Annotated in this window: 18 protein-coding genes; 10 read left to right on the top strand and 8 right to left on the bottom strand. The window is 56.8% G+C overall.

What is annotated here, in order from left to right; genetic code table 11:
• Positions 1-120 precede the first annotated feature (120 nt).
• Positions 121-1,767, top strand: a complete 1,647-nt coding sequence (gene pgi, locus OC597_RS09310) for a glucose-6-phosphate isomerase (protein ID WP_261257966.1) — start codon at positions 121-123, stop codon at positions 1,765-1,767.
• Positions 1,768-1,829: 62 nt separating this feature from the next.
• Here the strand turns inward: pgi and OC597_RS09315 are convergent, their stop codons facing one another.
• Entirely contained in the window at positions 1,830-3,266 is a 1,437-nt protein-coding gene (locus tag OC597_RS09315) for a capsule assembly Wzi family protein (RefSeq protein WP_261257964.1), read from the bottom strand.
• A gap of 225 nt (positions 3,267-3,491) precedes the next feature.
• On the opposite strand from OC597_RS09315, the gene psiE reads away from it, so the two are divergent.
• On the top strand, positions 3,492-3,899 hold the full coding sequence (gene psiE / locus OC597_RS09320) for a phosphate-starvation-inducible protein PsiE (RefSeq protein ID WP_012147169.1): 408 nt from the start codon (positions 3,492-3,494) through the stop codon (positions 3,897-3,899).
• A gap of 88 nt (positions 3,900-3,987) precedes the next feature.
• Here the strand turns inward: psiE and malG are convergent, their stop codons facing one another.
• The 3 genes from malG to malE form a co-directional block, all read right to left on the bottom strand.
• Positions 3,988-4,878, bottom strand: a complete 891-nt coding sequence (gene malG / locus OC597_RS09325) for a maltose ABC transporter permease MalG (protein ID WP_112347184.1) — start codon at positions 4,876-4,878, stop codon at positions 3,988-3,990.
• 11 nt (positions 4,879-4,889) lie between these two features.
• Positions 4,890-6,467 carry a maltose ABC transporter permease MalF gene (gene malF / locus OC597_RS09330; protein ID WP_261257963.1) on the bottom strand — a complete coding sequence of 526 codons (1,578 nt, stop codon included), beginning with the start codon at positions 6,465-6,467 and terminating at the stop codon, positions 4,890-4,892.
• A gap of 63 nt (positions 6,468-6,530) precedes the next feature.
• Entirely contained in the window at positions 6,531-7,724 is a 1,194-nt protein-coding gene (gene malE / locus OC597_RS09335; RefSeq protein WP_037416088.1) for a maltose/maltodextrin ABC transporter substrate-binding protein MalE, read from the bottom strand.
• A 359-nt stretch (positions 7,725-8,083) separates the two neighbouring features.
• Between malE and OC597_RS09340 the strand changes: the two genes are divergently transcribed.
• The 4 genes from OC597_RS09340 (at position 8,084) to malM (ending at position 12,486) form a co-directional block, all read left to right on the top strand.
• Positions 8,084-9,055: an alpha-amylase family glycosyl hydrolase gene (locus OC597_RS09340; protein WP_261285411.1), complete on the top strand. Its 972-nt coding sequence runs from the start codon at positions 8,084-8,086 to the stop codon at positions 9,053-9,055.
• Positions 9,048-10,157, top strand: a complete 1,110-nt coding sequence (gene malK, locus OC597_RS09345; RefSeq protein WP_099063603.1) for a maltose/maltodextrin ABC transporter ATP-binding protein MalK — start codon at positions 9,048-9,050, stop codon at positions 10,155-10,157. The genes OC597_RS09340 and malK overlap by 8 nt, the downstream gene beginning before the upstream one ends.
• A gap of 29 nt (positions 10,158-10,186) precedes the next feature.
• Positions 10,187-11,482, top strand: coding sequence for a maltoporin (locus tag OC597_RS09350; RefSeq protein WP_261285410.1), 1,296 nt, complete (start codon positions 10,187-10,189; stop codon positions 11,480-11,482).
• A 95-nt stretch (positions 11,483-11,577) separates the two neighbouring features.
• Positions 11,578-12,486, top strand: a complete 909-nt coding sequence (malM, locus tag OC597_RS09355; protein WP_261425027.1) for a maltose operon protein MalM — start codon at positions 11,578-11,580, stop codon at positions 12,484-12,486.
• Positions 12,487-12,541: 55 nt separating this feature from the next.
• Here the strand turns inward: malM and OC597_RS09360 are convergent, their stop codons facing one another.
• The 3 genes from OC597_RS09360 to OC597_RS09370 are packed head-to-tail and all read right to left on the bottom strand — an operon-like array spanning position 12,542 to position 15,954.
• Positions 12,542-13,525, bottom strand: a complete 984-nt coding sequence (locus tag OC597_RS09360) for a nucleoside hydrolase (protein WP_262208486.1) — start codon at positions 13,523-13,525, stop codon at positions 12,542-12,544.
• Positions 13,526-13,547: 22 nt separating this feature from the next.
• Positions 13,548-14,549: a LacI family DNA-binding transcriptional regulator gene (locus tag OC597_RS09365; RefSeq protein WP_262208488.1), complete on the bottom strand. Its 1,002-nt coding sequence runs from the start codon at positions 14,547-14,549 to the stop codon at positions 13,548-13,550.
• A 22-nt stretch (positions 14,550-14,571) separates the two neighbouring features.
• Positions 14,572-15,954 carry an MFS transporter gene (locus OC597_RS09370; protein WP_099063598.1) on the bottom strand — a complete coding sequence of 461 codons (1,383 nt, stop codon included), beginning with the start codon at positions 15,952-15,954 and terminating at the stop codon, positions 14,572-14,574.
• 397 nt (positions 15,955-16,351) lie between these two features.
• On the opposite strand from OC597_RS09370, the gene ubiC reads away from it, so the two are divergent.
• Together ubiC and ubiA are read left to right on the top strand one after the other, a co-directional pair.
• On the top strand, positions 16,352-16,876 hold the full coding sequence (gene ubiC / locus OC597_RS09375; protein WP_262208490.1) for a chorismate lyase: 525 nt from the start codon (positions 16,352-16,354) through the stop codon (positions 16,874-16,876).
• A gap of 17 nt (positions 16,877-16,893) precedes the next feature.
• Complete coding sequence (gene ubiA, locus OC597_RS09380; protein ID WP_085119732.1) at positions 16,894-17,766, top strand: 4-hydroxybenzoate octaprenyltransferase; 873 nt, start codon at positions 16,894-16,896, stop codon at positions 17,764-17,766.
• A 59-nt stretch (positions 17,767-17,825) separates the two neighbouring features.
• Here the strand turns inward: ubiA and plsB are convergent, their stop codons facing one another.
• Positions 17,826-20,291, bottom strand: a complete 2,466-nt coding sequence (plsB, locus tag OC597_RS09385; RefSeq protein ID WP_261257943.1) for a glycerol-3-phosphate 1-O-acyltransferase PlsB — start codon at positions 20,289-20,291, stop codon at positions 17,826-17,828.
• A 149-nt stretch (positions 20,292-20,440) separates the two neighbouring features.
• Here plsB and OC597_RS09390 point away from each other — a divergent pair, with 149 nt between their 5' ends.
• Together OC597_RS09390 and lexA are read left to right on the top strand one after the other, a co-directional pair.
• A complete protein-coding gene (locus OC597_RS09390; protein WP_261257941.1) occupies positions 20,441-20,809 on the top strand; it encodes a diacylglycerol kinase in 369 nt (122 codons plus the stop codon).
• A gap of 121 nt (positions 20,810-20,930) precedes the next feature.
• Positions 20,931-21,539 (top strand): transcriptional repressor LexA, encoded by a 609-nt coding sequence (gene lexA / locus OC597_RS09395; protein WP_012147154.1) that lies wholly within the window; start codon positions 20,931-20,933, stop codon positions 21,537-21,539.
• Positions 21,540-21,570 lie beyond the last annotated feature (31 nt).

The raw sequence follows: 21,570 nt of genomic DNA on the forward strand, positions 1-21,570 counted from the left end.
AACGATGCGGCGGCGTTTGACAGTTAGCGCCTATCGCAAGAAAAGAGATCATAATCACAGTCGAACAGGCTACAATCGGACAACCACGTCACCTTTATTCTCAAGCCTAAGAGTGTTGCTATGAAAAATATCAATCCTAGTCAAACCGCTGCTTGGCAAGCCCTGCAGCAACATTTTGAACAGATGAAAGATGTGCAGATCAGCGATCTGTTTGCTCAGGACAGTGAGCGTTTCTCCAAGTTCTCCGCCACCTTCAACGATCAAATGCTGGTGGACTACTCTAAAAACCGCATTACCGCGGAGACCCTGGAAAAGCTGCAGGCACTGGCGAAAGAGACCGATCTGCAAAGCGCGATCAAATCCATGTTTGCCGGTGAGAAAATTAACCGTACCGAAGACCGTGCGGTGCTGCACGTAGCCCTGCGCAACCGCAGCAACAGCCCGATTATCGTGGACGGCAAAGACGTAATGCCGGAAGTGAACGCGGTGCTGGCCAAAATGAAACAGTTCTGCGACCGCGTGATTGGCGGTGACTGGAAAGGTTACACCGGCAAGGCCATTACCGACGTGGTGAACATCGGTATCGGCGGTTCGGATCTCGGCCCTTATATGGCGACCGAGGCGCTGCGCCCTTACAAAAACCACCTGAATATGCATTTTGTTTCCAACGTCGACGGCACCCATATTGCCGAAACGCTGCAGCCACTGAACCCGGAAACCACCCTGTTCCTGGTAGCCTCCAAAACCTTCACCACCCAGGAAACCATGACCAACGCCCACAGCGCGCGCGACTGGTTCCTGAGTACTGCCGGCGATCAAAAACACGTGGCGAAGCACTTCGCGGCGCTGTCCACCAACGGCAAGGCAGTGGGCGAGTTCGGTATCGATACCGCCAACATGTTCGAGTTCTGGGACTGGGTCGGCGGTCGCTATTCCCTGTGGTCGGCGATTGGTCTGTCGATTGCACTGTCACTGGGTTACGAGAACTTCGAGCAGCTGCTGAGCGGCGCGCACGCGATGGACAAACACTTCGCGCAAACCCCGGCGGAGCAAAACCTGCCGGTGCTGCTGGCGCTGATCGGCATCTGGTACAACAATTTCTTCGGTGCAGAAACCGAAGCCATCCTGCCGTACGACCAGTACATGCATCGCTTTGCTGCTTACTTCCAGCAGGGCAACATGGAATCCAACGGTAAATATGTCGATCGCAACGGTAACCCGGTGGATTACCAGACCGGCCCGATCATCTGGGGCGAGCCTGGCACCAATGGCCAGCACGCGTTTTACCAGTTGATTCACCAGGGGACCAAACTGGTGCCTTGCGACTTTATCGCCCCGGCCATCAGCCACAACCCGCTGAGCGACCACCACGCCAAACTGCTGTCGAACTTCTTCGCACAGACCGAAGCGCTGGCGTTCGGCAAGTCGCTGGAAGTGGTAGAAGCAGAGTTTGCCGCACAGGGCAAAACGCCGGAAGAGGTTAAGCACGTGGCACCGTTCAAGGTGTTTGAAGGCAACCGTCCGACCAACTCCATCTTGCTGCGTGAGATCACCCCGTTCAGCCTGGGCAGCCTGATCGCGCTGTATGAACACAAGATCTTCACCCAGGGCGCGATCCTGAACATCTTCACCTTTGATCAGTGGGGCGTGGAGCTGGGCAAACAGCTGGCTAACCGTATCCTGCCGGAATTGGCGGGTGACGAAGCGGTCAGCAGCCATGACAGCTCAACCAATGCGCTGATCAACCGCTTCAAAGCATGGCGTTAATTACCGCCTGAATTGATGCCAATAAAAAACCCGCCGCGGCGGGTTTTTTTACGTCTGAATGATTACAGATTGATCGGCACTTCGAAACTGATGCCTGCGCCCACGTCGTCGGCGGTGCTGGCGTTGTTATCGGTGTACCACAGGCTGGTATCAAACTTGACCTGCGAGTCGAAGTTGTAACCCCAACCCAACTGAATGCCTTTCAGCGTATCGGATTTCGGGAATGCCTGGTTAATTGACTGGCTGTTCGGGTTCACTTTGGCGTACACCAGACGGGTGCTCCAGCGTTGGCCATCATCCAGTACCATTTCTACTCGGCCGGACAGCATCTGACCGTCGCCACCCATAGCATGACCCAGCGGATAACCCTGCTGGTAGTAGCCGCCTTTGTAAGTGTAATGGGTGTAGACATAGTTTTTACGGCTCATATCGGAGCGAGTATCAGCCCCTTCGATATACCAGTTGATGGTAGTCGGGCCCCACTCCGGGTGGCCTTCCAGGCCCAGCAGGTAAGTGTTTTGCGAAGGCAGATAACCGGCTTCATCCTCACCCACCAACTGACCGTATAAACTGACCGGCAGGCCAATCAGCGGCTGCATTTTCAGCTTGAAGTCGAAACCGGCAAGCTGGTTACCCGGATCGTTGCCCTGACCGGAGTCATCGTTGTCATTGCCTGTAAACGCATCCCAGAAGGAGCTCCAGGACTGCGGGCGACCTTGACCACCCCATTGCATGATGCGCGAAGCGCCCAGCTCAAGGAAGTTGGTCGGCATCATGGTTAAACGGCCACCGATCAGTTTGGTGTGTGGTACCGAAGAATACTGTGACAACTGGCCAGCAGTCAGTTGATACTGCCAGCGGCCAATCCACGACAGCCAAGGGGTTTCAAACGGCGATTGGTCGGCACGCTGCAGCATAAAACCGGCAACTGGTCGTGCGGCGTCGGAACGGATCAGGCTGCCGTCATAACCCGGCCCCCACCATTGGGACACCTCACCGAAGGACAACCACTGGTTCCAGACTTTTACTGCGCCGTAGGAGCCATTCATATTGAATTTGGAGCCATCGCTGACGCGTTGATCGCCCTCGACCGACCCCTGGACGCGCACGTCCCAGAATTCGCCGTTGGCCCCGGCACCAACAGTCAGGCTTTGGTCTGCATATTGGTTCTGGCCGAAACCCTGCGGTGTGCCCGGTTTGTCGGTGGCTGCATAGCCGCTGACACGAATATTGGCTTTTAAGTCACCGACGCGACGTTGAACGCGGTCGAGGACGTTTTTCTCGGTATTGGTTACCGGTTTGGCTTGTGAAATAACGGAGGTGATTTCTTCCTGGCTCAGCGGCCAGGTAGACAGGCTGACGTTGATGACACCACGGTCGGACAGCCAGGCGAGGTCATTACGCAGGTCATTATCAGGGGTTACCAATCCGCTGGCATGGCTGCTTAATGCACAGGTAAACAGGCCTGCGGCGACCAGTCCGTTAAGTTTAGCGCGCATAAATAAATATTCCCTTGTTAATTCGAGTTGTTTGTTTTATGTAAAGATCTATGACCCATCATAGTTGACATTTCAATTTGCTACAAATATATCCATATGAAACATTTATTTATAACAGTATGAATAGTATTGAATTTTTCTTGGCGCCGCGCGGATATTAATTTTTAAGATAATGCCTATGTTAGGATGCGCGGATAACTACAGTGGTATTGATGGGGAATATTTATGGCAAAAACCTCCCGCTCGGTGATGATCGCCAAAGGGTTACAACGGGTACTTAATGTTGGACTGCTGCTGCTGGCGGCGATCCTGATCGTCTTTTTGGTTAAAGAAACCATTCATTTGGCGAAAGTCTTATTTGTTAACAACGAGGAGTCGACGTCCTATCTGCTGATTGAAGGAATTGTGATTTACTTTCTTTACTTTGAGTTTATCGCATTGATTGTAAAATACTTTGAGTCGGGTTATCACTTCCCGCTGCGTTACTTTATTTATATCGGCATTACCGCAATTATCCGTTTGATCATTGTGGACCATGAAAATCCAATCGATACGCTAATTTATTCTGCCGCGATATTGTTACTGGTGGTGACGCTTTATCTGGCCAATACCGACCGGTTAAAAAGAGAATAATAGGCATAAAAATGGCGGCCCATAGGGGCCGCCGAAGACACAGGTATAGAACGAAGTACAGCAAGCGCATTACAGTGGCAAAAACCCTTTAACCCTTGACCCCACCGGCCGTCAGGCCCCCAACCAGCCAGCGCTGCGCCAGCAGGAATACGGCGGTAATCGGAATGGCTGATAGCACCGCCGCAGCGGCAAAGTCGCCCCACAAGTAGTTTTGCGGATTCAGATATTGCTGCATGCCCACCGCCAGCGTGTAACTGTTGACGTCACGTAACAGCAGCGAGGCGACCGGTACCTCGGTGATGGCGGCGATAAACGACAGAATAAACACCACCGCCAGAATCGGCACCGACAGCGGCAACAGCACCAGGCGGAAGGCTTGCCACGGGCTGGCACCGTCCAGCGCTGCGGCTTCTTCCAGCGAATTATCGATGGTCTCGAAATAGCCTTTGATGGTCCAGACGTGCAGCGCGATGCCGCCCATATAGGCGAAGATCACCCCGCCGTGGGTATTCAGGCCGATAAACGGGATGTACTGGCCCAGGCGATCGAACAGGGCGTACAGCGCCACCAGTGACAACACCGCCGGGAACATCTGGAAAATCAGCATGCTTTTCAGCAGCGTGCTTTTACCGCGAAAACGCATGCGGGCAAAAGCGTAGGCGCAGGTGGTGGACAGCGTGACGATGCCGATGGCGGTGATCACCGCGATCTTGATCGAGTTCCACAGCCACAACAGTACCGGGAACGGCGGTGGGGTGACGCTGCCGTCGGCGTGCGTCACGCTCATGCCGAGCGCCAGCCGCCAGTGATCCCAGGAAATCTGCTCCGGTATCAGGCTGCCGGTGGCAAAGTTGCCGGATCGCAGCGAGATAGTGATCACCATCAGCAGCGGGAACATGATCAGGGCGATAAAGCACAGCATCAGAGTATGGGTCATCCACAGGCGCAGGCGCTGGGATTTGGGTTGGACCATAGCCATTATTTTTCTCCCTAGTCGAAGTTCATCTTGCTGGCTTTCAGATTCAGGATTGCCAGGGCGCCTACCAGCAGGAAGATCAGCGTGGCAATTGCCGCCGCCAGCCCAAAGTCCTGTCCGCCGCCGCCTTCGAAGGCGATACGGTAGGTATAGCTGACCAGCAGGTCGGTATAACCGGCCGGTGTGGTAGTCCCGATCATATCCGGTCCGCCGTTGGTCAACAGTTGGATCAGCACGAAGTTATTAAAGTTGAAGGCGAAGCTGGCAATCATCAGCGGCGTTAGCGGCTTAATCAGCAGCGGCAGAGTGATGCGGAAAAAGTTCTGCATCGGGGTAGCGCCGTCCATTGCCGAAGCCTCGTACAAATCGTCAGGGATCGCCTTTAACAGCCCCATGCACAGGATCATCATGTACGGGTAGCCCAGCCAGGTGTTGACGATCAAAATCATGCTCTTGGCGGTGATGGGGTCGCTGAACCAGGCCGGTTTGATGCCGAACAGATGGCTGAGCATCATGTTGATTTCACCGAAGCTTTGGTTGAACAAGCCTTTGAAAATCAGAATCGAAATAAATGATGGCACCGCGTAGGGCAATATCAGCATCACGCGGTAGATGGCTTTGCCTTTCAGTGCTTCCCACTGCACCACGCAGGCCAGCACCATGCCTACCGCCACGGTGAGGATCACGGTCATCACCGAGAACACGATGGTCCAGATAAAGATCGACACGAACGGCTTCTTGATGCCTTCATCCTGCAGGACGCGCAGGAAGTTTTTCCCACCGATAGTCACGGTATAGCCTGGGCTGAGGGTCTCTTTGGCCCAGTTGCCGTCGGCATTCACCGCCTGATAGAAGCCAATCTCCGGGTTTGGCCGGTATTGAATATGGGTTTGTTGGTCGGTCAGCTGATTGCTGTCCTTATCCAGTGCGTAAAGCGGGGTGGTGCCGGAAAACTGGCGCAGGGAACTCATGCGCAGCTCACCGCCGTCCGGTAACTGGGCTACCAGTTGGCTCAGCGCCTGGCGGTTTTGAGTGATCACCCGCAGCGTGGCGCGTTCGCCTGTCGGTTCGCTGCCTTCCTCAACCAGCTTCAGCGTTTGCGGTGCGTTGGCATCAAAGCTGAAAGGCTGGGAAATCAGCTGTTGGCCGCTGTCCGGGTGGGTTAACTGCAGACGCCAGCGTTGGTTTTCCGCCGGATACAGGCCGAAGGTAAAGGTCTTGCCGGTCTGGAATTGACGCTGCATCAGCACTGACTGGGCGCGCTCAAAGGTGAGCTGGTTGGTGCTGCTGTAGTTGGTAAAGGCGATGGCAATGGTGCAAATCAGCGGAAACAGGACAAACAGTCCCATGCCGGCGATGCCCGGATAAACGTAGCGCCAGGCATAAGCACGACGGTTGGCGAAGACGTAAAGCCCGGCGCTGACCAAGATCAGCGTCAGAATGGCAAACAGGTATTCACCCTGTGCATACATCAACACAATCAGATAGCAGGTAACCAGGCTGAACAGGCCGATGACCAGCCATTTCAGTATGTCACTCTGCCACCACTTCGACTTTTTGCGCGCAGGTGACCCGGCGTGAGCTAATTGCATAGGGCGTTCCTTTCTGTGGAGCTACAGCGGGGCGCTGGTCCGCACCCCGCACAACGTAGTGTGTTACTTGGTAATACGGGTCTGTACGTCATCCAGTGCGGCTTTCACCGTCTGGCGGCCGCTGACGGCGTTGATCACCGCACTGCGTTCGGCGTACCAGAAGGCACTCATCTGCGGGATGTTAGGCATGATTTCGCCGTTCTGTGAGTTTTCCATGGTGGCGGCAATCTTCGGATCTTTCGCCAGCTGTTCCTGGTAAGACTTCAGCGCGACTGCGCCCAGCGGTTTGTCCTTGTTGACGTCCGCCAGCCCTTCGTTGGTCAGCAGGTAGTTTTCCAGGAATTCGGTCGCCAGTTCTTTGTTCGGGCTGGCGGCGTTGATCCCGGCGGTCAGTACGCCGACGAAAGGTTTGGACGGTTTGCCTTTAAAGGTCGGCAGCAGGGTCACGCCGTAGTTGATTTTGCTTTGTTCGATGTTGGACCAGGCCCATGGACCATTGATGGTCATCGCTGTCTGGCCTTTGTTGAACGCGGCTTCGGCAATCGAGTAATCGGTATCGGCGTTGATGTGTTTGTTTTTCACCAGATCGACGATGAACTGCAACCCGGCCTGTGAACCGGCATTGGCCACGCCAACGTCCTTGATGTTGTACTTGCCGTTCTCATACTTGAAGGCATAACCGCCGTCGGCGGCGATAATCGGCCAGGTGAAGTAGGGTTCTTGCAGGTTCCACATGATGGCGCTCTTGCCTTTGGCGCGCAGCTCTTTGTCCAGTGCCGGGATCTCTTCCCAGGTTTTTGGCGCTTGCTTGATCAGGTCTTTGTTATAAATCAGCGACAGCGCTTCCACCGCGATCGGGTAGCCAATCAGCTTGCCATCGTAGCGCACCGCGTCCCAGGTGAATGGGAACAGCTTGTCCTGGAAGGCTTTGGAAGGATGGATCTCGGCCAGCAGGCCCGACTGCGCGTAGCCGCCAAAGCGGTCATGAGCCCAGAAGATGATGTCCGGGCCGTCGCCGGTGGCAGCCACCTGCGGATATTTCTCTTCCAGCTTGTCCGGATGCTCGATGGTGACTTTGATACCGGTATCTTTCTCAAACTTTTTGCCGACTTCGGCCAGGCCGTTATAGCCCTTATCGCCGTTGATCCAGATAACCAGTTTCCCTTCCTCGATCTTGGCGAAGGCGGAAGAAGAAAGCACCAGGGTGGTCAGAGCCGAAAGCACCAGTGTGCGGGCGGTGGTAAAGCTGCGAGTCATAATCCAATCCTTCTTTTTTATGGGCACGTAAATCAAGGAGAGAGGTTTCGCGGTAATAGTGGGTCACAAAGCGACACATTCTCATCCTCCCCCTCTCTACGCCCCATGCCTGCGTAGTGTGATCCAGTTAACATTGCGCTCTATTCTGTGGTGTCAGACACAAAATAGGGGGACGATTTTTGCCAGGCAGATCACAGATTTGTCTTAAGCGTGGAACTTCTCACCGCTGCAGTCGTTCTCTCATCCTCCCATCTCCTCCCCCATGAAAAATTCTGTTACGGATGATTACCCTTTGTGGGGTTTACCGCACTATCGGCCACATTGATTTTCATTGCCACGTGCAGCAGGGAACCGGATTTATGTCGCCAATGCTTATCGCCACTCAGCCAACCCTGTACCGGATCCATCCGGTCAGTTTCCGCGATGGAAACGGGGACGGTGTAGGTGACGCTCACGGCATGATTGCGGCTTTGCCCTACCTGAGCACGTTGTCGATCGACGGCCTGGTGTTGCCGCAGGCATTGGCGGCACAAGATGACGCCGCCGTCGCCGCCCAAGGGCTGGCCCTGTGGTACTGCGATGGGCCAAACCACATTCGTCGCGCTGCGCTGCCACAGCAGTACCTGCGCAGCCCATTGGCGCTGGAAGTGGTGCCTTTTAGCGTGGAGAAGCTGGTTGAGGTATTGAATGCCCGTCGGACCACGCTGGCCGACAGCCTGTGGAGCACCGGTGATGCCGACCAGCCTCGGGTGGTCAGTCACTGGGGGCAGGGCAATTTGCGCTCCGCCGATGCTTTTTTGACGTTGCTGGCCATGCTGCCCGCGCCTATTTGTCTGTATCAGGGTGAGGAGCTGGGTCTGCCGCACGCGGCCGGTTTGCAGGATCCGCTCGGTGCGCAAACGCCGATGCCCTGGCATGAAGCGCCGGAGCAAGTGACCGCCGGTGAGATCCACTGGTATCAGCAGGTGGCGATCGAACACCGCGCATTGGCCATCAGCCGCCAACAGCATGACAACCACTCGACCTTACGTTACTGCCAGTCCCTGTTGGCATTGCGCCGTTTGCCGGTGATCCAACAGGGTGAACTGAGCGCCATCAGCCAGCGTAATGGCGTAGTTCGTTTACTTATTACCCATCAGGATCAATGCCTTGAAGCGCTGATTAACCTGCAGCCTTATACTCAGGCGGCCGCGCCGTCTGAGGCGACCTTGCCACTGGCATGGCAGCACGGCGCGCAGCAAGAGGGTCATCAATGGGTTTTGGCGGGTTTTGCGTCCGCCATTTTTACACGAAATGTTAACTGCGAAAGCAGGGGAGTAACGCATGGCTAGCGTCACATTGCGCAGCGTTTATAAGGCTTTCGGCGAAACGGTGATTTCCAAGGACGTCAATCTGACGATCGATGACGGTGAGTTTGTAGTGTTTGTCGGGCCATCGGGCTGCGGCAAATCGACGCTGCTGCGCATGATCGCCGGCCTGGAAGACATTACCTCCGGCGAGCTGATGATCGGCGATAAACGGATGAATGAGGTGCCGCCGTCCGAGCGCGGCATCGGCATGGTATTCCAGTCTTATGCGCTGTATCCGCACCTGTCGGTGGCCGACAACATGTCGTTCGGCCTGAAGCTGGCGGGGGCTAAAAAAGCGGAAATCAACCAACGGGTGAATCAGGTTTCGGAAGTGCTGCAACTGGCTCACCTGCTCGACCGACGGCCCAAAGCGCTGTCCGGTGGGCAGCGTCAGCGGGTGGCAATCGGCCGTACGCTGGTGGCGGAGCCGGATGTGTTCCTGCTCGACGAACCGCTGTCCAACCTCGACGCCGCACTGCGGGTGCAGATGCGCATTGAGATCTCCCGTCTGCACAAGCGTTTGCAGCGCACCATGATTTACGTCACCCACGATCAGGTCGAAGCGATGACGCTGGCCGACAAAATCGTGGTGCTGGACGCCGGGCGAGTCGCCCAGATCGGCAAACCGTTGGAGCTGTATCACTACCCCGCCAACCGCTTTGTCGCCGGTTTTATCGGGTCACCGAAAATGAACTTCCTGCCGGTCAAAGTGACCGCCGCAGAGCCGCAACAGGTCCAGGTTGAACTGCCTAACCGCCAACTGGTGTGGTTACCGGTGGAAGGCACAGAGGTACAGGTCGGCTCGAATCTGTCGTTGGGCATTCGTCCCGAGCATCTGTTGCCGGGTGACGCCTCTGAAGTTCGGCTGACCGGTGACGTACAGGTGGTGGAGCAACTCGGTAACGAGACGCAAATCCACATCCAAATCCCGGCAATTCGTCAAAACCTGGTTTACCGCCAGAACGACGTGGTGCTGGTAGAAGAAGGTGCAACATTCGCTATCGGCCTGCCGCCTCACCGCTGCCATCTGTTCCGTGAAGACGGTACGGCATGTAAACGGCTGCACCAGGAGCCGGGCGTTTAAAGCATCACAGTCTGTATAACAGGAGAATAATGATGACTACTCTGCGCAAACTTCCTCTGGCACTGGCAATCGCCGCTGGTGTGCTCACCACTCAGGCAATGGCCCTTGATTTTAAAGGCTATGCCCGTTCCGGCATCGGCTGGACCGGTAGCGGTGGCGAGCAACAGTGCTTCAAGGCCACCGGCGCCGACAGTAAATACCGTCTCGGTAACGAATGTGAAACTTATGCCGAACTGAAGCTGGGTCAGGAAGTGTGGAAAGAGGGCGACAAAAGCTTCTACTTCGACACCAACCTGGCTTACTCGGTTTCACAACGTTCTGACTGGGAAGACGTGACGCCAGGCTTCCGTGAAGTGAACGTGCAGGGTAAAAACCTGATCGAATGGTTACCGGGGGCCAATATGTGGGCCGGTAAGCGTTTCTATCAGCGTCATGATGTTCACATGATCGACTTCTACTACTGGGATATCTCCGGCCCGGGTGCCGGTCTGGAAAATATCGATCTGGGCTTCGGCAAGCTGTCTGCTGCCGTGACCCGTAACTCTGAGTCCGGCGGCTCTTACGGTTATCTGGATAATGAATGGAAGCAGCGCCCAACCGTCAACGATACCTTTGACGTGCGCCTGGCCGGTCTGGAGTTGAACCCGGGCGGTACCCTGGAGCTGGGTCTGGACTACGGTCGTGCCAATGCACAAGATGGTTATAGTTTGGCCGATGGCGCCAGCAAAGACGGTTGGTTGGTGACTGCGGAGCATACTCAAAGCATCCTGACTGGCTACAACAAGTTTGTCCTGCAATATGCCACCGACTCTATGACCTCACAGAACAATGGTCGTAGCCAGGGTGCCACTATCGACAACAATGGCAAGATGATCCGCGTGCTGGATCACGGTGCCATCGACTTCAACGATCAATGGGCGATGATGTATGTCGCCATGTTCCAGGATATCGATCGCGACAACAACAACGGCACCACCTGGTACACCGTGGGCGTGCGTCCAATGTACAAATGGACGCCAATCATGAGCACCTTGCTGGAAGCCGGTTACGACAACGTGAAATCCCAGCGTACTGGCGATCGCAACGGCCAGTACAAAGTCACCCTGGCGCAGCAGTGGCAGGCGGGCAACAGCATCTGGTCCCGTCCGGCTATCCGCGTGTTCGCGACCTACGCCAAGTGGGATGAGAAGTGGGGTTACGCTAACAGCGACTCCGGTGCCGGTTACACCTCGGGTACCGCGTACAACGACACCAGCATGCATACCTTCAGCCGCGGCAATGACGATGAAGTCACCTTCGGCGCTCAGATGGAAATCTGGTGGTAATGAGATAACGGGGAGAGCCAGGTGCTCTCCCCAACCTGTATTCGCCGACACCGTCTCTCTTGCCTGAGCTGCGTCGGATTCCGTGGGGTATAACAATGAAAAAGAATCTGCTGTCACTCTGCCTGTCACTGGCTCTTACCCTTGGTGCGCCATTGGTGGCCAATGCCGATACACCGGCCAATGTTTCTATCGCTCCGGCTATCAGTGCTGGCACGCTGCAAAGCCTGCCATGGCAACCGCTGGTGCCACCGGTCAGCCTGGATGTGAAACTGGATAATGTCAGCCCGCAAATTAATCAGGGTGACATTCAGGGCGCTATCGCCGCCTATACGCTGCCAGCCGATCGCGGCTCGCTGGAAGTGACGCTGAGCAGCATCAGCAAGAACAACTCAATTTATGCGCCGAGCGTACTGGTGCTGGATGAACACCAGCGCCCGGCGGCCTATTACCCAAGCAGCTACTTCCCTTATCAGCCACCGGGGGCGATGTCGTCCGATCGCCTCGAGGGCACGTTAAAACTGACCCCGGCGCTCGGCCAGAAACAAATTTATCTGCTGGTGTACACCACTCGTCAGGATCTGGCGAAAACCACCCGGTTGATTAACCCGGCGAAAGCTTATGCGCAGGGTGTGGGTAACGCTGCTCCGGATATTCCGGATCCGATTGCCAGCCACAGCACCAGTGGCACCATCAAACTGAAAGTGACGGCTGAACAGGGCAGCGGCAATATCATGATCGGTATGCTGCAGCCGGCACCTGCGGTGGCACCAGTAGTGGTGGGATCTACTGCGGTGGCTGCGGCAGCGCCGACTCCGGCCCCAGCACCGACCAAACCGGCGGAACCGATGTTGAATGACACCGAAACTTACTTTAACAACGGCATCAAACAGGCGGTGAAGGCGGGCGATATCGATAAAGCGCTGAAACTGATGAATGAGGCTGAAAAACTGGGTTCTACCACAGCGCGTGAAACGTTTATTGGCAGCGTGAAAGGCAAGGGGTAGTACCCGACGCTGCCGATGCTGGCTTGATGATTGGTGCGCCCCGGCGCACCTTTTTTCATTCGCGAGCCAGCGTTTCGCCGATCAACGCCAGCAGACGCGCGTTATCCACCTGCTGCATTATCCGCACCGGTTGGCCTTCGGGTTCCGGCATGCCGACCGTCAGGCGCAGACTTTCTGGCCGCCAGCGACGGGAGCTGCCCCGTGTCATTGCGCCTTCCAGCGCCACATCGACAAAATACGCCTCCGTGGTGACCAATTGCGGCTCCAGCAGCCAGGCGATGACCAGCGCATCATGGATCCAGCAGCCCGGCAGATGACGAGTATGGCGGGAATAGTCGATCCAGGGCTGGGTTGTGGCCCGCAGGTAGCGGCACAGCGGTGTGTCGGGCTGGGTCATTTGTAGCAGGTCTGCCTGGGTCAGCATGGTTTGCGTGGTGACATCCAGCGGGGCGAGCGTGATGTTGGCACCGCTGGTCAGTACCTGTCGGGCGGCCTCTGGATCCAGACCGAAATTGGTGTCCTTGATGTAGCCCTCGACGTTGAACACGCCCCCCATAATGACAATTCCCTTCACCGCCTGCGCCATCTGGGGGTACAACTGCAGGGCATGGGCGACGTTGGTCAGCGGGCCGATCGCCGCCAGGGTGATCTCGCCGGGGTGATTGCAGATCAGTTCGCCGATTGCGACGGCGGCGTTCGGTGCTGGTGTCGTCGCGGCTTGCGGGTAAGACGTATTACGCCACAGAGCGGCTAACTGCGGATCGGTAATCGCACGATCCAGATGGGCGCGCCAGGGCTCTGGCGCTTCATTCAATGCTCGCGCTGCGCCTGCCACCACGGGCACCTGATAACCGGTTTGTTGTAGCAGATGGCTGGCCACGGCAAAGCCGACGTCGCGTGGCGTATTGCCGGCCACGATGCTGATCAACTCCAGTGAGAGCTGTGGTTTGGCCGCCAGTGCCAGTGCCAGCGCCAGCCCGTCGTCAACGTTGGCACCGGGAATGCCGTTGCCGGGATCACAATCAATAATCAAACGCATAGCAGTTACCTGAATCAATAAACTAGCAGCCGCACGATCGGCGGATATGCAGCTGGAAGGCGAACTCGTGCAGCTCTGGCTGCGCGGCACCGGCGGCCAGCATGGCAATGGCCTGCCTGGCCATGGCGTCGATCGGTTGTTCGACCGCGCTGAGCGGCGGCACGCTGAACTCGGATTGCTGGGTGCCGTTAAAGCAAATAATAGCCAGATCGTCCGGCACCCGCAGCTGATGTTCCGCCAGCGCCGACAGACAGCCGAGCGCCTGCTGCTCGTTGGAAGTGAAGATGGCCCGTGGACGAGGCCCTTGCAGCATTTTCTGGCTGGCCTGATAGCCGCCCTGGCGAGTGTAGGGCGCTTCAAAAATCCACTCTTCGCGCGGCGTGATACCGGCCTCGAGCAGCGCGTCACGCCAACCGTTCAGACGATCCTGTGCATTGAGCATGGTCAGCGGGCCAACAAAAATGCCGATTTCCCGGTAGCCGTGCTGCAACAGGTGGCGTGTTGCCTGGCAGGCTGCATCGCGTTCATTGACGCGAATGGCGCAGATACCGGCATGGCTGTCGATGGTGTCGATCATCACGCAGGGGGTGCCGGAGGCGCGGATCAGATCGAACCACGGATGGCGATCGACACTGGTGTACAGCAGACCATCAACCTGACGGCGCAGCAGGTGGTTAATCAGGTCGTGCTCGCGCTGCCGGTCGTCGCCGGCGTCACCCAACAGCAGCACGCGGCCGTGATTGAACGCCTCGCGCTGTAATGCCCGTGCCAGCGTGGCGAAAAACGGGTTGGAAATGTCGGGCACCACTAACCCATAGGTCAGGGTATTCCCCGACGCCAGCGCCCGGGCGATATCGTTCGGCCGGTAACCGGTTTGCTCGATCGCCGCCAGCACCCGCAGACGGGTGGCTTCTGCCACCGGGCGCGGGCCGTTGTTGATCACGTAGCTGACGACCGCGACCGAGGTGCCCGCTACGCGGGCGACGTCGGCACGGGTGATGCGCCGCGCGGATTGATTATCCAAGTTAGGTTCCTGTGCGCCCTGATTACACCGCGTCCTGCGGCAGGTTAAGATCGCGGCCGCGGGTTTCCGGTGCAAAGAAGGTAGTGATTAAGCCAATGCCGGCCATTACAACAAAATAGCAGGCGACAGGCCACCAGTGCCCGAAACCGGCCAGCAGCGCGGTAGCGATCAGCGGTGCAGTGCCGCCGGAGAGGATCGATCCCAGTTCCTTGGCAAACGCCATTTTTGAGTAACGGTTTTTGACGCCGAACAGCTCCACGCCGTAGGCGGCCTGCACGCCAAAAATACCCAGCGATGCGATGCACATGCCGACCACAATCACCGAAATCACTATCGCCGGTTCGCGACTGTCGAGCAGCCAGAACGCCGGGAAGGCGTACAACACCAGTAACAGGCAGAACCAGCGGTAGGTAATACGGCGGCCGAAACGATCGGAAAGCCAGCCCGCCAGGGGGATCACCAGAAAACCGCACAGTGAGGCGATCATCACCGCCAGCGCCGGTACCGATTTATCCACCATCAGCACCTTGGCGACGTAACCCACGATAAAACCCTGGCACAGGTAAGAGGGGCCGTTTTCGCCAATGCGCAGGCCGAGCATGATCCAGAAGGCTTTGGTGCGTTGCAGGTAGCTGCGGTTATCCGCTGCAACGGGAGTGTTGTCCAGCATCCGCTGACGGTTTTGCTGTAGCTCGCGTTCAAACACCGGCGTTTCACGCACGTGGCGGCGCAGGTACAGAGCACCCCCAGCGATCAGGATGCTGGCGAGGAACGGAATACGCCAGCCCCAGGCGATCAGATCCGCTTTATCCAACTGCAAGATCAGCAACCACACCAGCGAGGCCAGCAGGGTACCGCTGTTGGAGCCGATCGCAATGATCGAGGCGACCAGCCCCCGTCGTTTGGCCGGGGCGTATTCCGCCAGCATCACCGCACCGCCGGAAAGCTCGGCCCCGGCACCAAAGCCCTGAGCAAAACGCAGGATCACCAGGCAGATGGGAGCCCAGACGCCGATTTGTGCATAGGAGGGGATCAGCCCGATCAACGTGGTAGAAACGCCCATCAGCGCCACCGTGGTGAGCAACACTACGCGGCGGCCCTTACGGTCGCCAATCCAGCCGAAAACCAACGCGCCGATAGGGCGGGCGATAAAACCGACGGAATAAGTGGCGAAGCTGGCCAGCAGCGCCACCATAGGGGTAGCTTCGGGGAAGAACACGTCGCCGAACACCATGCCGGCCGCCAGGCCATACAGGGCAAAATCGACATACTCCATGGCCGTACCGAGCCAGCACGAGAAAGTGGCGCGCCAGAATTGACCGCGCCCTTCTTTGGTGGCCAAACGTTCATCGGCCGCCAAGGTTTCGTCGGTGGCCTTTGGGGTTGCAAGCGTTGTTTCGCTCATGGCATTGATATCCTCTTTTCGTCTGCGCCACGCCTATGGCGTGATCGCGGTAAAGATAGTTTCCCTGGTGTCGGCAAGAAAGTTTGCTGACAAAGTGTCGGACTGATGGCGATTCAACGCTGCAGTACAAGGGTATCTACGCGCGTAGATAAAACAATGCTGCAGAGATGAAAGTTTGCTGAAGATCACAGAATCCCCATCGCTCCGGGAAACGAAGGTAAAGAAAACAGATGGCAGAAAGATGACATTGTGGTGCTTTTTCGTCACGTATTTTGCTGCGCATGACCCCACGAATCAGCCTGCCGCTTTTGAATTTCTGCGTTACAATGGGCGCCTGTTAACAGTTTGTTTGGTCTGGCGCGGCCGCAGGGCGCGGCGTCAGGCATGGAGTAGAACAATGTTTGGCAATCGGGATTCGATCCTACCGCCGCTGGAGTGGCTATCTGCGCAACATCCTCCGGTGCCCGCCGCCGTCAGCGACTGGCTGATGGAGCCAGGATCCATGACGCGCCGCTTCGAACGTCACTGTGGACGGGTACACGTTGAGCCGCAGCGCGAATGTTTTGTTACCCGCGAGCAACTGGGTGAAGAGGCCGAACACCTGCCGGACAGCCCGCGCTATTGGCTGCGCGAAATAATTCTGCTGGGCGACAACCAGCCCTGGCTGCTGGGGCGCACGGTGATCCCGCAGGAAACGCTGACCGGCCCGGATCTGGCGCTGGTGGATTTGGGGACATTACCGTTGGGCCGCTATCTGTTCAGCAGCGATGACCTGACCCGCGATTATATTCACATGGGTCGGCAAGATGCGTTGTGGGCACGCCGCTCCCGCCTGCGACTGGCGGGAAAACCGCTGTTGCTGACCGAACTGTTTTTACCGGCTTCACCGCTGTACGCTGCGGGCCGTGTAGACCCCGAATAATGAGGAGAGGAAATACCTTGGAGGGAAGCGTGATTCAAAGCAAATGGCAGGCTTATAGCCATCTGATGCGCATTGATAAGCCGATTGGCACCTTACTGTTGCTATGGCCGACGTTGTGGGCACTGTGGCTGGCGGGAAAGGGCGTGCCGTCGCTGTCTGTCCTGGTGGTGTTTGTGGTCGGGGTCTTCATGATGCGCGCCGCCGGTTGTGTGGTGAATGACTATGCCGATCGCGCCGTCGATGGCCACGTGAAGCGGACTGCCGGGCGGCCGATGCCGAGTGGCCGGGTGAGCGAGAAAGAGGCCAAGATCCTGTTTGTGGTGCTGGTGCTGATCTCGTTTGGGCTGGTATTGACGCTGAATGCGATGACCATCTGGCTGTCATTGGCCGCGTTGGCGCTGGCATGGGCCTATCCGTTCATGAAACGGGTCACCCATCTGCCGCAGTTTGTGCTGGGCGCAGCCTTTGGCTGGGGCATTCCGATGGCCTATGCCGCCGTTAGCGAGTCACTGCCGCTGAGCTGCTGGCTGTTGCTGCTGGCCAATATCTGCTGGACGGTGGCTTACGACACGCTGTACGCCATGGTTGACCGTGACGATGATCTGAAGATTGGCGTTAAATCCACCGCCATTTTGTTTGGCCGTTACGACAAACTGATCGTCGGTTTGCTGCAGTTCGCCACGCTCCTGTTGATGCTGTGGGTCGGCTATCTGACGCAGATGAGCGGCGCTTTTTATTGGTCGCTGTTGCTGGCAGGCGCTTTGTTTATCCATCAGCAAAAGCAGATCGCCACCCGCGAACGCGACGCCTGCTTTAAAGCGTTCCTGGATAACAACTACGTTGGACTGGTGCTGTTTATCGGTATCGCGTTGAGCTACTGGCAGGGCTAACGATTTACAGCAATAAAAAAGGCACCCGAGGGTGCCTTTTTCGTTTTAGTATCAGTGAATTAGTCTTCTTTCACTTCCACTGTGGCCGTCTCCGGCAGGGCGTTGGTTTCCGCCGGCATGCTGACGCTTTCAATGGTCAGTTTGATTTCCGGGGTAATCAAATCGCTCAGCATGTTGTACACCTCCATGGTGTGCTCACGGACCGCATCGCCGATGTCGTTGATGTAGCCTTCTTCACGCAGCGTCGCCACCAGGGTGGAGAATACCGCCTTATCAAAGAACTCCGGCGCGTTGATACCGTGCAGCACCGACAGACGCTGGGCCATGATACGGCTCTCTTTCTCCAGCGCACCGCGGTTGATGCTTGGATTAGCGCTGAGGATCGACATGGTGATGGCATAGCGTTGCAGCGTTTCGCGGACACCGGCAGCCAACAACTGCAGCGGACGGATACGTGCTGGATTCAGCACCAGATCCTCACCCTTATCGCAGATCAGCTGCTGACGGATCATTTCGTTGATCAGCGGTTGCAGCACTTCCGGCAGTTGTTCCTTGTCGTTATGCAGGAACAGTTCGGCCTTCAGCATCGGGTAAATCAGACCAATCTGCCGTAGCAGTTCGGCACGCGATACCCGGCGGTGATGCATCACGATAGTGGCGATCAGCGAAGGCAGAACCAGCAGGTGGTGGATATTGTTACGGTAATAGGTCATCAACACCGCCTGCTCGCGCGGCAGGATGATGATATCGCCGATGTTATCCTTCTCCACCTCGAACTTGTTCATGTTCAGCGCGTGGTCGAGCAACTCATCCGGCGTTTGGGTTGGCACGGTGACGTCGCTGGCATAAGGCACGTTGCGCATCAGTTGCAGGTAGCATTCCAACTGCTCAAGCAGCTGCTCACGGGTCAGCGAACGCTGACGTGAGGCCAACAGCGCCGTGGAACACAGGTTCATGGCATTGGCAGCGGCAGCATTGTTGATGCGAACCATGATCTTGGCCGCCAGATCGTTGACCGTTGGCGTCAGCCAGCTTGGTCGCTGGGATTCGATCGGGTCAATCGATTCACGCCACTGCGGCACATTCTGGTTCAGGTAGGTGGTCAACGGCAGTGGATCGCCGAAGTTGACGTAACCCTGGCCGAGATTGCGCAGCTTGCGCAGGCCGCGCAGCATCTGCAGCAGACTCTCTTTTTCCTTGGTCGCGCCACGCAGCTCTTTGGCGTAGGTGCCCACTTCCATCACATGCTCGTAACCGATGTAGATCGGCACCAGTGTGATAGGGCGGGTACCGCCACGCAGCATCGCCTGAATGGTCATCGACAGGGTGCCGGTCTTCGGCTCCAGCAAGCGTCCGGTACGGGAACGGCCGCCTTCGACAAAGTATTCCACCGAGTAACCGCGGGTAAACAGCTCGCCGAGGTATTCGCGGAACACCGTCGAGTACAGCTTGTTGCCTTTGAAAGTACGACGGATAAAGAAAGCGCCCAGACGGCGGAAGATCGGCCCGGCCGGCCAGAAGTTGAGATTAATCCCGGCAGCAATGTGCGGCGGCACCAGACCCTGGTGATACAACACGTAGGACAGCAGCAGGTAGTCCATGTGACTGCGGTGGCAGGGCACATAAACAATCTCATGGCCATCCTGCGCCAACTGACGCACGCGTTCGGCGTTAGTGACGTTGATGCCTTGATACAGCCGGTTCCAGGTCCAGCTCAGCACGCGATCGGAAAGGCGCACCGTCTCGTAAGAGAAGTCGGCAGCAATCTCTTCCATCAGCGCAATGGCATTCTGCTGGGCTTTTTCGTGGGAAATTTTCTTGCTGCGAGCCTCGTCTTCGACCGCTTTTTCGATCGCCTTGGACGCCAACAGCTTGTTGAACAGGTCCTGACGGGCCGGCAGGCTTGGACCGACGGCGGCCAGACGCTGACGCGAGAAGTGCATGCGTGCCACACGTGCCAGCTTTTGCGCAATGATTTTGTCCGTACCGTGTTCCGTCGCCATGCGGCGCAGCGAAACGGTATTGGAGAAACGGACAAAGCTGTCGCGGCCGAGCCACAGCACGGCGAAGAATTTCTGGACGCCGTTCAGTAGACGCAGATGCGGGGTGCCGTGACCTTCGCGCCCCGGAGAGCGGCCGAACATCACCGAAACCGGCAGCATCTGAATGTCGAGATCCGGATTACTGCGGTGCAGATCCAGATAGTCGTGGAACAGTTTTACCGACTCTTCTTTCGGCGTGTAGTAACGGAATACGCGCGGGCCGTCGTGAATAAACACGTGGCTGGGCAGCACGGTGCCGTCTATCTCCAGCGGATTGAGGGGGTCGGGCAGATCTTGCGCCAGGCACTGGGTGCGCAGCGTCAGCAAATCCGCCTTGGAATTATAAGGTAAAACATACAAAATCGGCCGTGAGGGATCCAACCCTAACTCCGTGACCGGATCTGAAGGGATAACCTTACTTCTTACCAACAGTTTGAGTGGTAAATTCAATAGTTTATAATAAATTTTACGCCAACCTGACATAACAACGTGAAGCCTCTTGTTAGCAATGCGCCGCAAGCATACCAGAATCCGGGTAGCAGATCTGTGGTGTTGGAAAACCGAGAGCCGGGAGCGTTTCCTGGCCTAGACTGTTTAATTATGACTGACCTCTGCGAAAGGCACTAAAAAACATGACAAAGCAAGCAACCGGCCTGACCCGTATTATTAAAGCGGCCGGCTACTCTTATAAAGGCTTTTCCGCTGCCTGGCAGCACGAAGCGGCATTTCGCCAGGAATTGGTGGCGACGGTGCTGGCTATCATACTGGCGATTTGGCTGGACGTGGGTGCGATAGCGCGCATTTTACTGATCGGATCGGTGCTGCTGGTGATGATCGTCGAAATCCTGAACAGCGCGATTGAAGCGATTGTCGACCGGGTGGGCACCGAGCATCACGAGCTCTCCGGACGGGCAAAGGATATGGGTTCGGCGGCGGTCTTGCTGGCGATTATTCTGGCGCTGTTTGTCTGGGGTTCGGTGCTGTGGCAGCACTTTGTCTGAGTGGGGGAGTCCTGTTGCGACGCGGGTCGCTAATCCCTGATTTTTATTCACTCTTCGGTTCCCAAGCCGCACTTACCTGTATATACTCACAGCAAGACTGTATAAACAAACAGGGGGCGGAATGAAAGCACTAACTACCAGACAGCAAGAGGTCTATGATCTGATTCGCGATCATATTTCGTCCACTGGCATGCCGCCAACGCGCGCCGAGATCGCCATGCGTCTGGGGTTCCGTTCGCCAAATGCCGCAGAAGAACATCTGAAAGCGCTGGCGCGTAAAGGCGTCATCGAGATCATCTCCGGTGCTTCGCGCGGCATTCGCTTGCTGATGGAAGATGAAGAAGGTTTACCGCTGATTGGCCGCGTAGCCGCCGGTGAACCGCTGTTGGCGCAACAGCATATCGAAGGACACTACAAGGTCGATCCTTCCCTGTTCAAACCCAGCGCGGATTTCCTGCTGCGGGTCAACGGCATGTCGATGCGTGACATCGGTATTCTCGACGGCGATCTGCTGGCGGTGCATAAAACCCAGGACGTGCGTAATGGCCAGGTCGTCGTGGCGCGCATTGAAGATGAAGTCACGGTCAAACGCCTGAAAAAACACGGTAACGTGGTTGAGCTGCTGCCGGAAAACAGTGAATTCCAGCCGATTGTGGTCGATCTGCGTCAGCAGAATTTCACCATTGAAGGTCTGGCGGTCGGTGTGATCCGCAACGGCGATTGGGTTTAATCCCCACGCTCAAACACCGTCCTCTGATTTA

This window comes from Serratia proteamaculans, assembly GCF_946227095.1.
GTDB lineage: Bacteria > Pseudomonadota > Gammaproteobacteria > Enterobacterales > Enterobacteriaceae > Serratia > Serratia proteamaculans_E.

Bases quoted from the DNA above. Each gene is read 5' to 3' on its own strand.
- pgi (WP_261257966.1), top strand. From the start codon at position 121: ATGAAAAATATCAATCCTAGTCAAACCGCTGCTTGGCAAGCCCTGCAG.
- OC597_RS09315 (WP_261257964.1), bottom strand. From the start codon at position 3,266: ATGCGCGCTAAACTTAACGGACTGGTCGCCGCAGGCCTGTTTACCTGT.
- psiE (WP_012147169.1), top strand. From the start codon at position 3,492: ATGGCAAAAACCTCCCGCTCGGTGATGATCGCCAAAGGGTTACAACGG.
- malG (WP_112347184.1), bottom strand. From the start codon at position 4,878: ATGGCTATGGTCCAACCCAAATCCCAGCGCCTGCGCCTGTGGATGACC.
- malF (WP_261257963.1), bottom strand. From the start codon at position 6,467: ATGCAATTAGCTCACGCCGGGTCACCTGCGCGCAAAAAGTCGAAGTGG.
- malE (WP_037416088.1), bottom strand. From the start codon at position 7,724: ATGACTCGCAGCTTTACCACCGCCCGCACACTGGTGCTTTCGGCTCTG.
- OC597_RS09340 (WP_261285411.1), top strand. From the start codon at position 8,084: ATGTCGCCAATGCTTATCGCCACTCAGCCAACCCTGTACCGGATCCAT.
- malK (WP_099063603.1), top strand. From the start codon at position 9,048: ATGGCTAGCGTCACATTGCGCAGCGTTTATAAGGCTTTCGGCGAAACG.
- OC597_RS09350 (WP_261285410.1), top strand. From the start codon at position 10,187: ATGATGACTACTCTGCGCAAACTTCCTCTGGCACTGGCAATCGCCGCT.
- malM (WP_261425027.1), top strand. From the start codon at position 11,578: ATGAAAAAGAATCTGCTGTCACTCTGCCTGTCACTGGCTCTTACCCTT.
- OC597_RS09360 (WP_262208486.1), bottom strand. From the start codon at position 13,525: ATGCGTTTGATTATTGATTGTGATCCCGGCAACGGCATTCCCGGTGCC.
- OC597_RS09370 (WP_099063598.1), bottom strand. From the start codon at position 15,954: ATGAGCGAAACAACGCTTGCAACCCCAAAGGCCACCGACGAAACCTTG.
- ubiC (WP_262208490.1), top strand. From the start codon at position 16,352: ATGTTTGGCAATCGGGATTCGATCCTACCGCCGCTGGAGTGGCTATCT.
- plsB (WP_261257943.1), bottom strand. From the start codon at position 20,291: ATGTCAGGTTGGCGTAAAATTTATTATAAACTATTGAATTTACCACTC.
- OC597_RS09390 (WP_261257941.1), top strand. From the start codon at position 20,441: ATGACAAAGCAAGCAACCGGCCTGACCCGTATTATTAAAGCGGCCGGC.
- lexA (WP_012147154.1), top strand. From the start codon at position 20,931: ATGAAAGCACTAACTACCAGACAGCAAGAGGTCTATGATCTGATTCGC.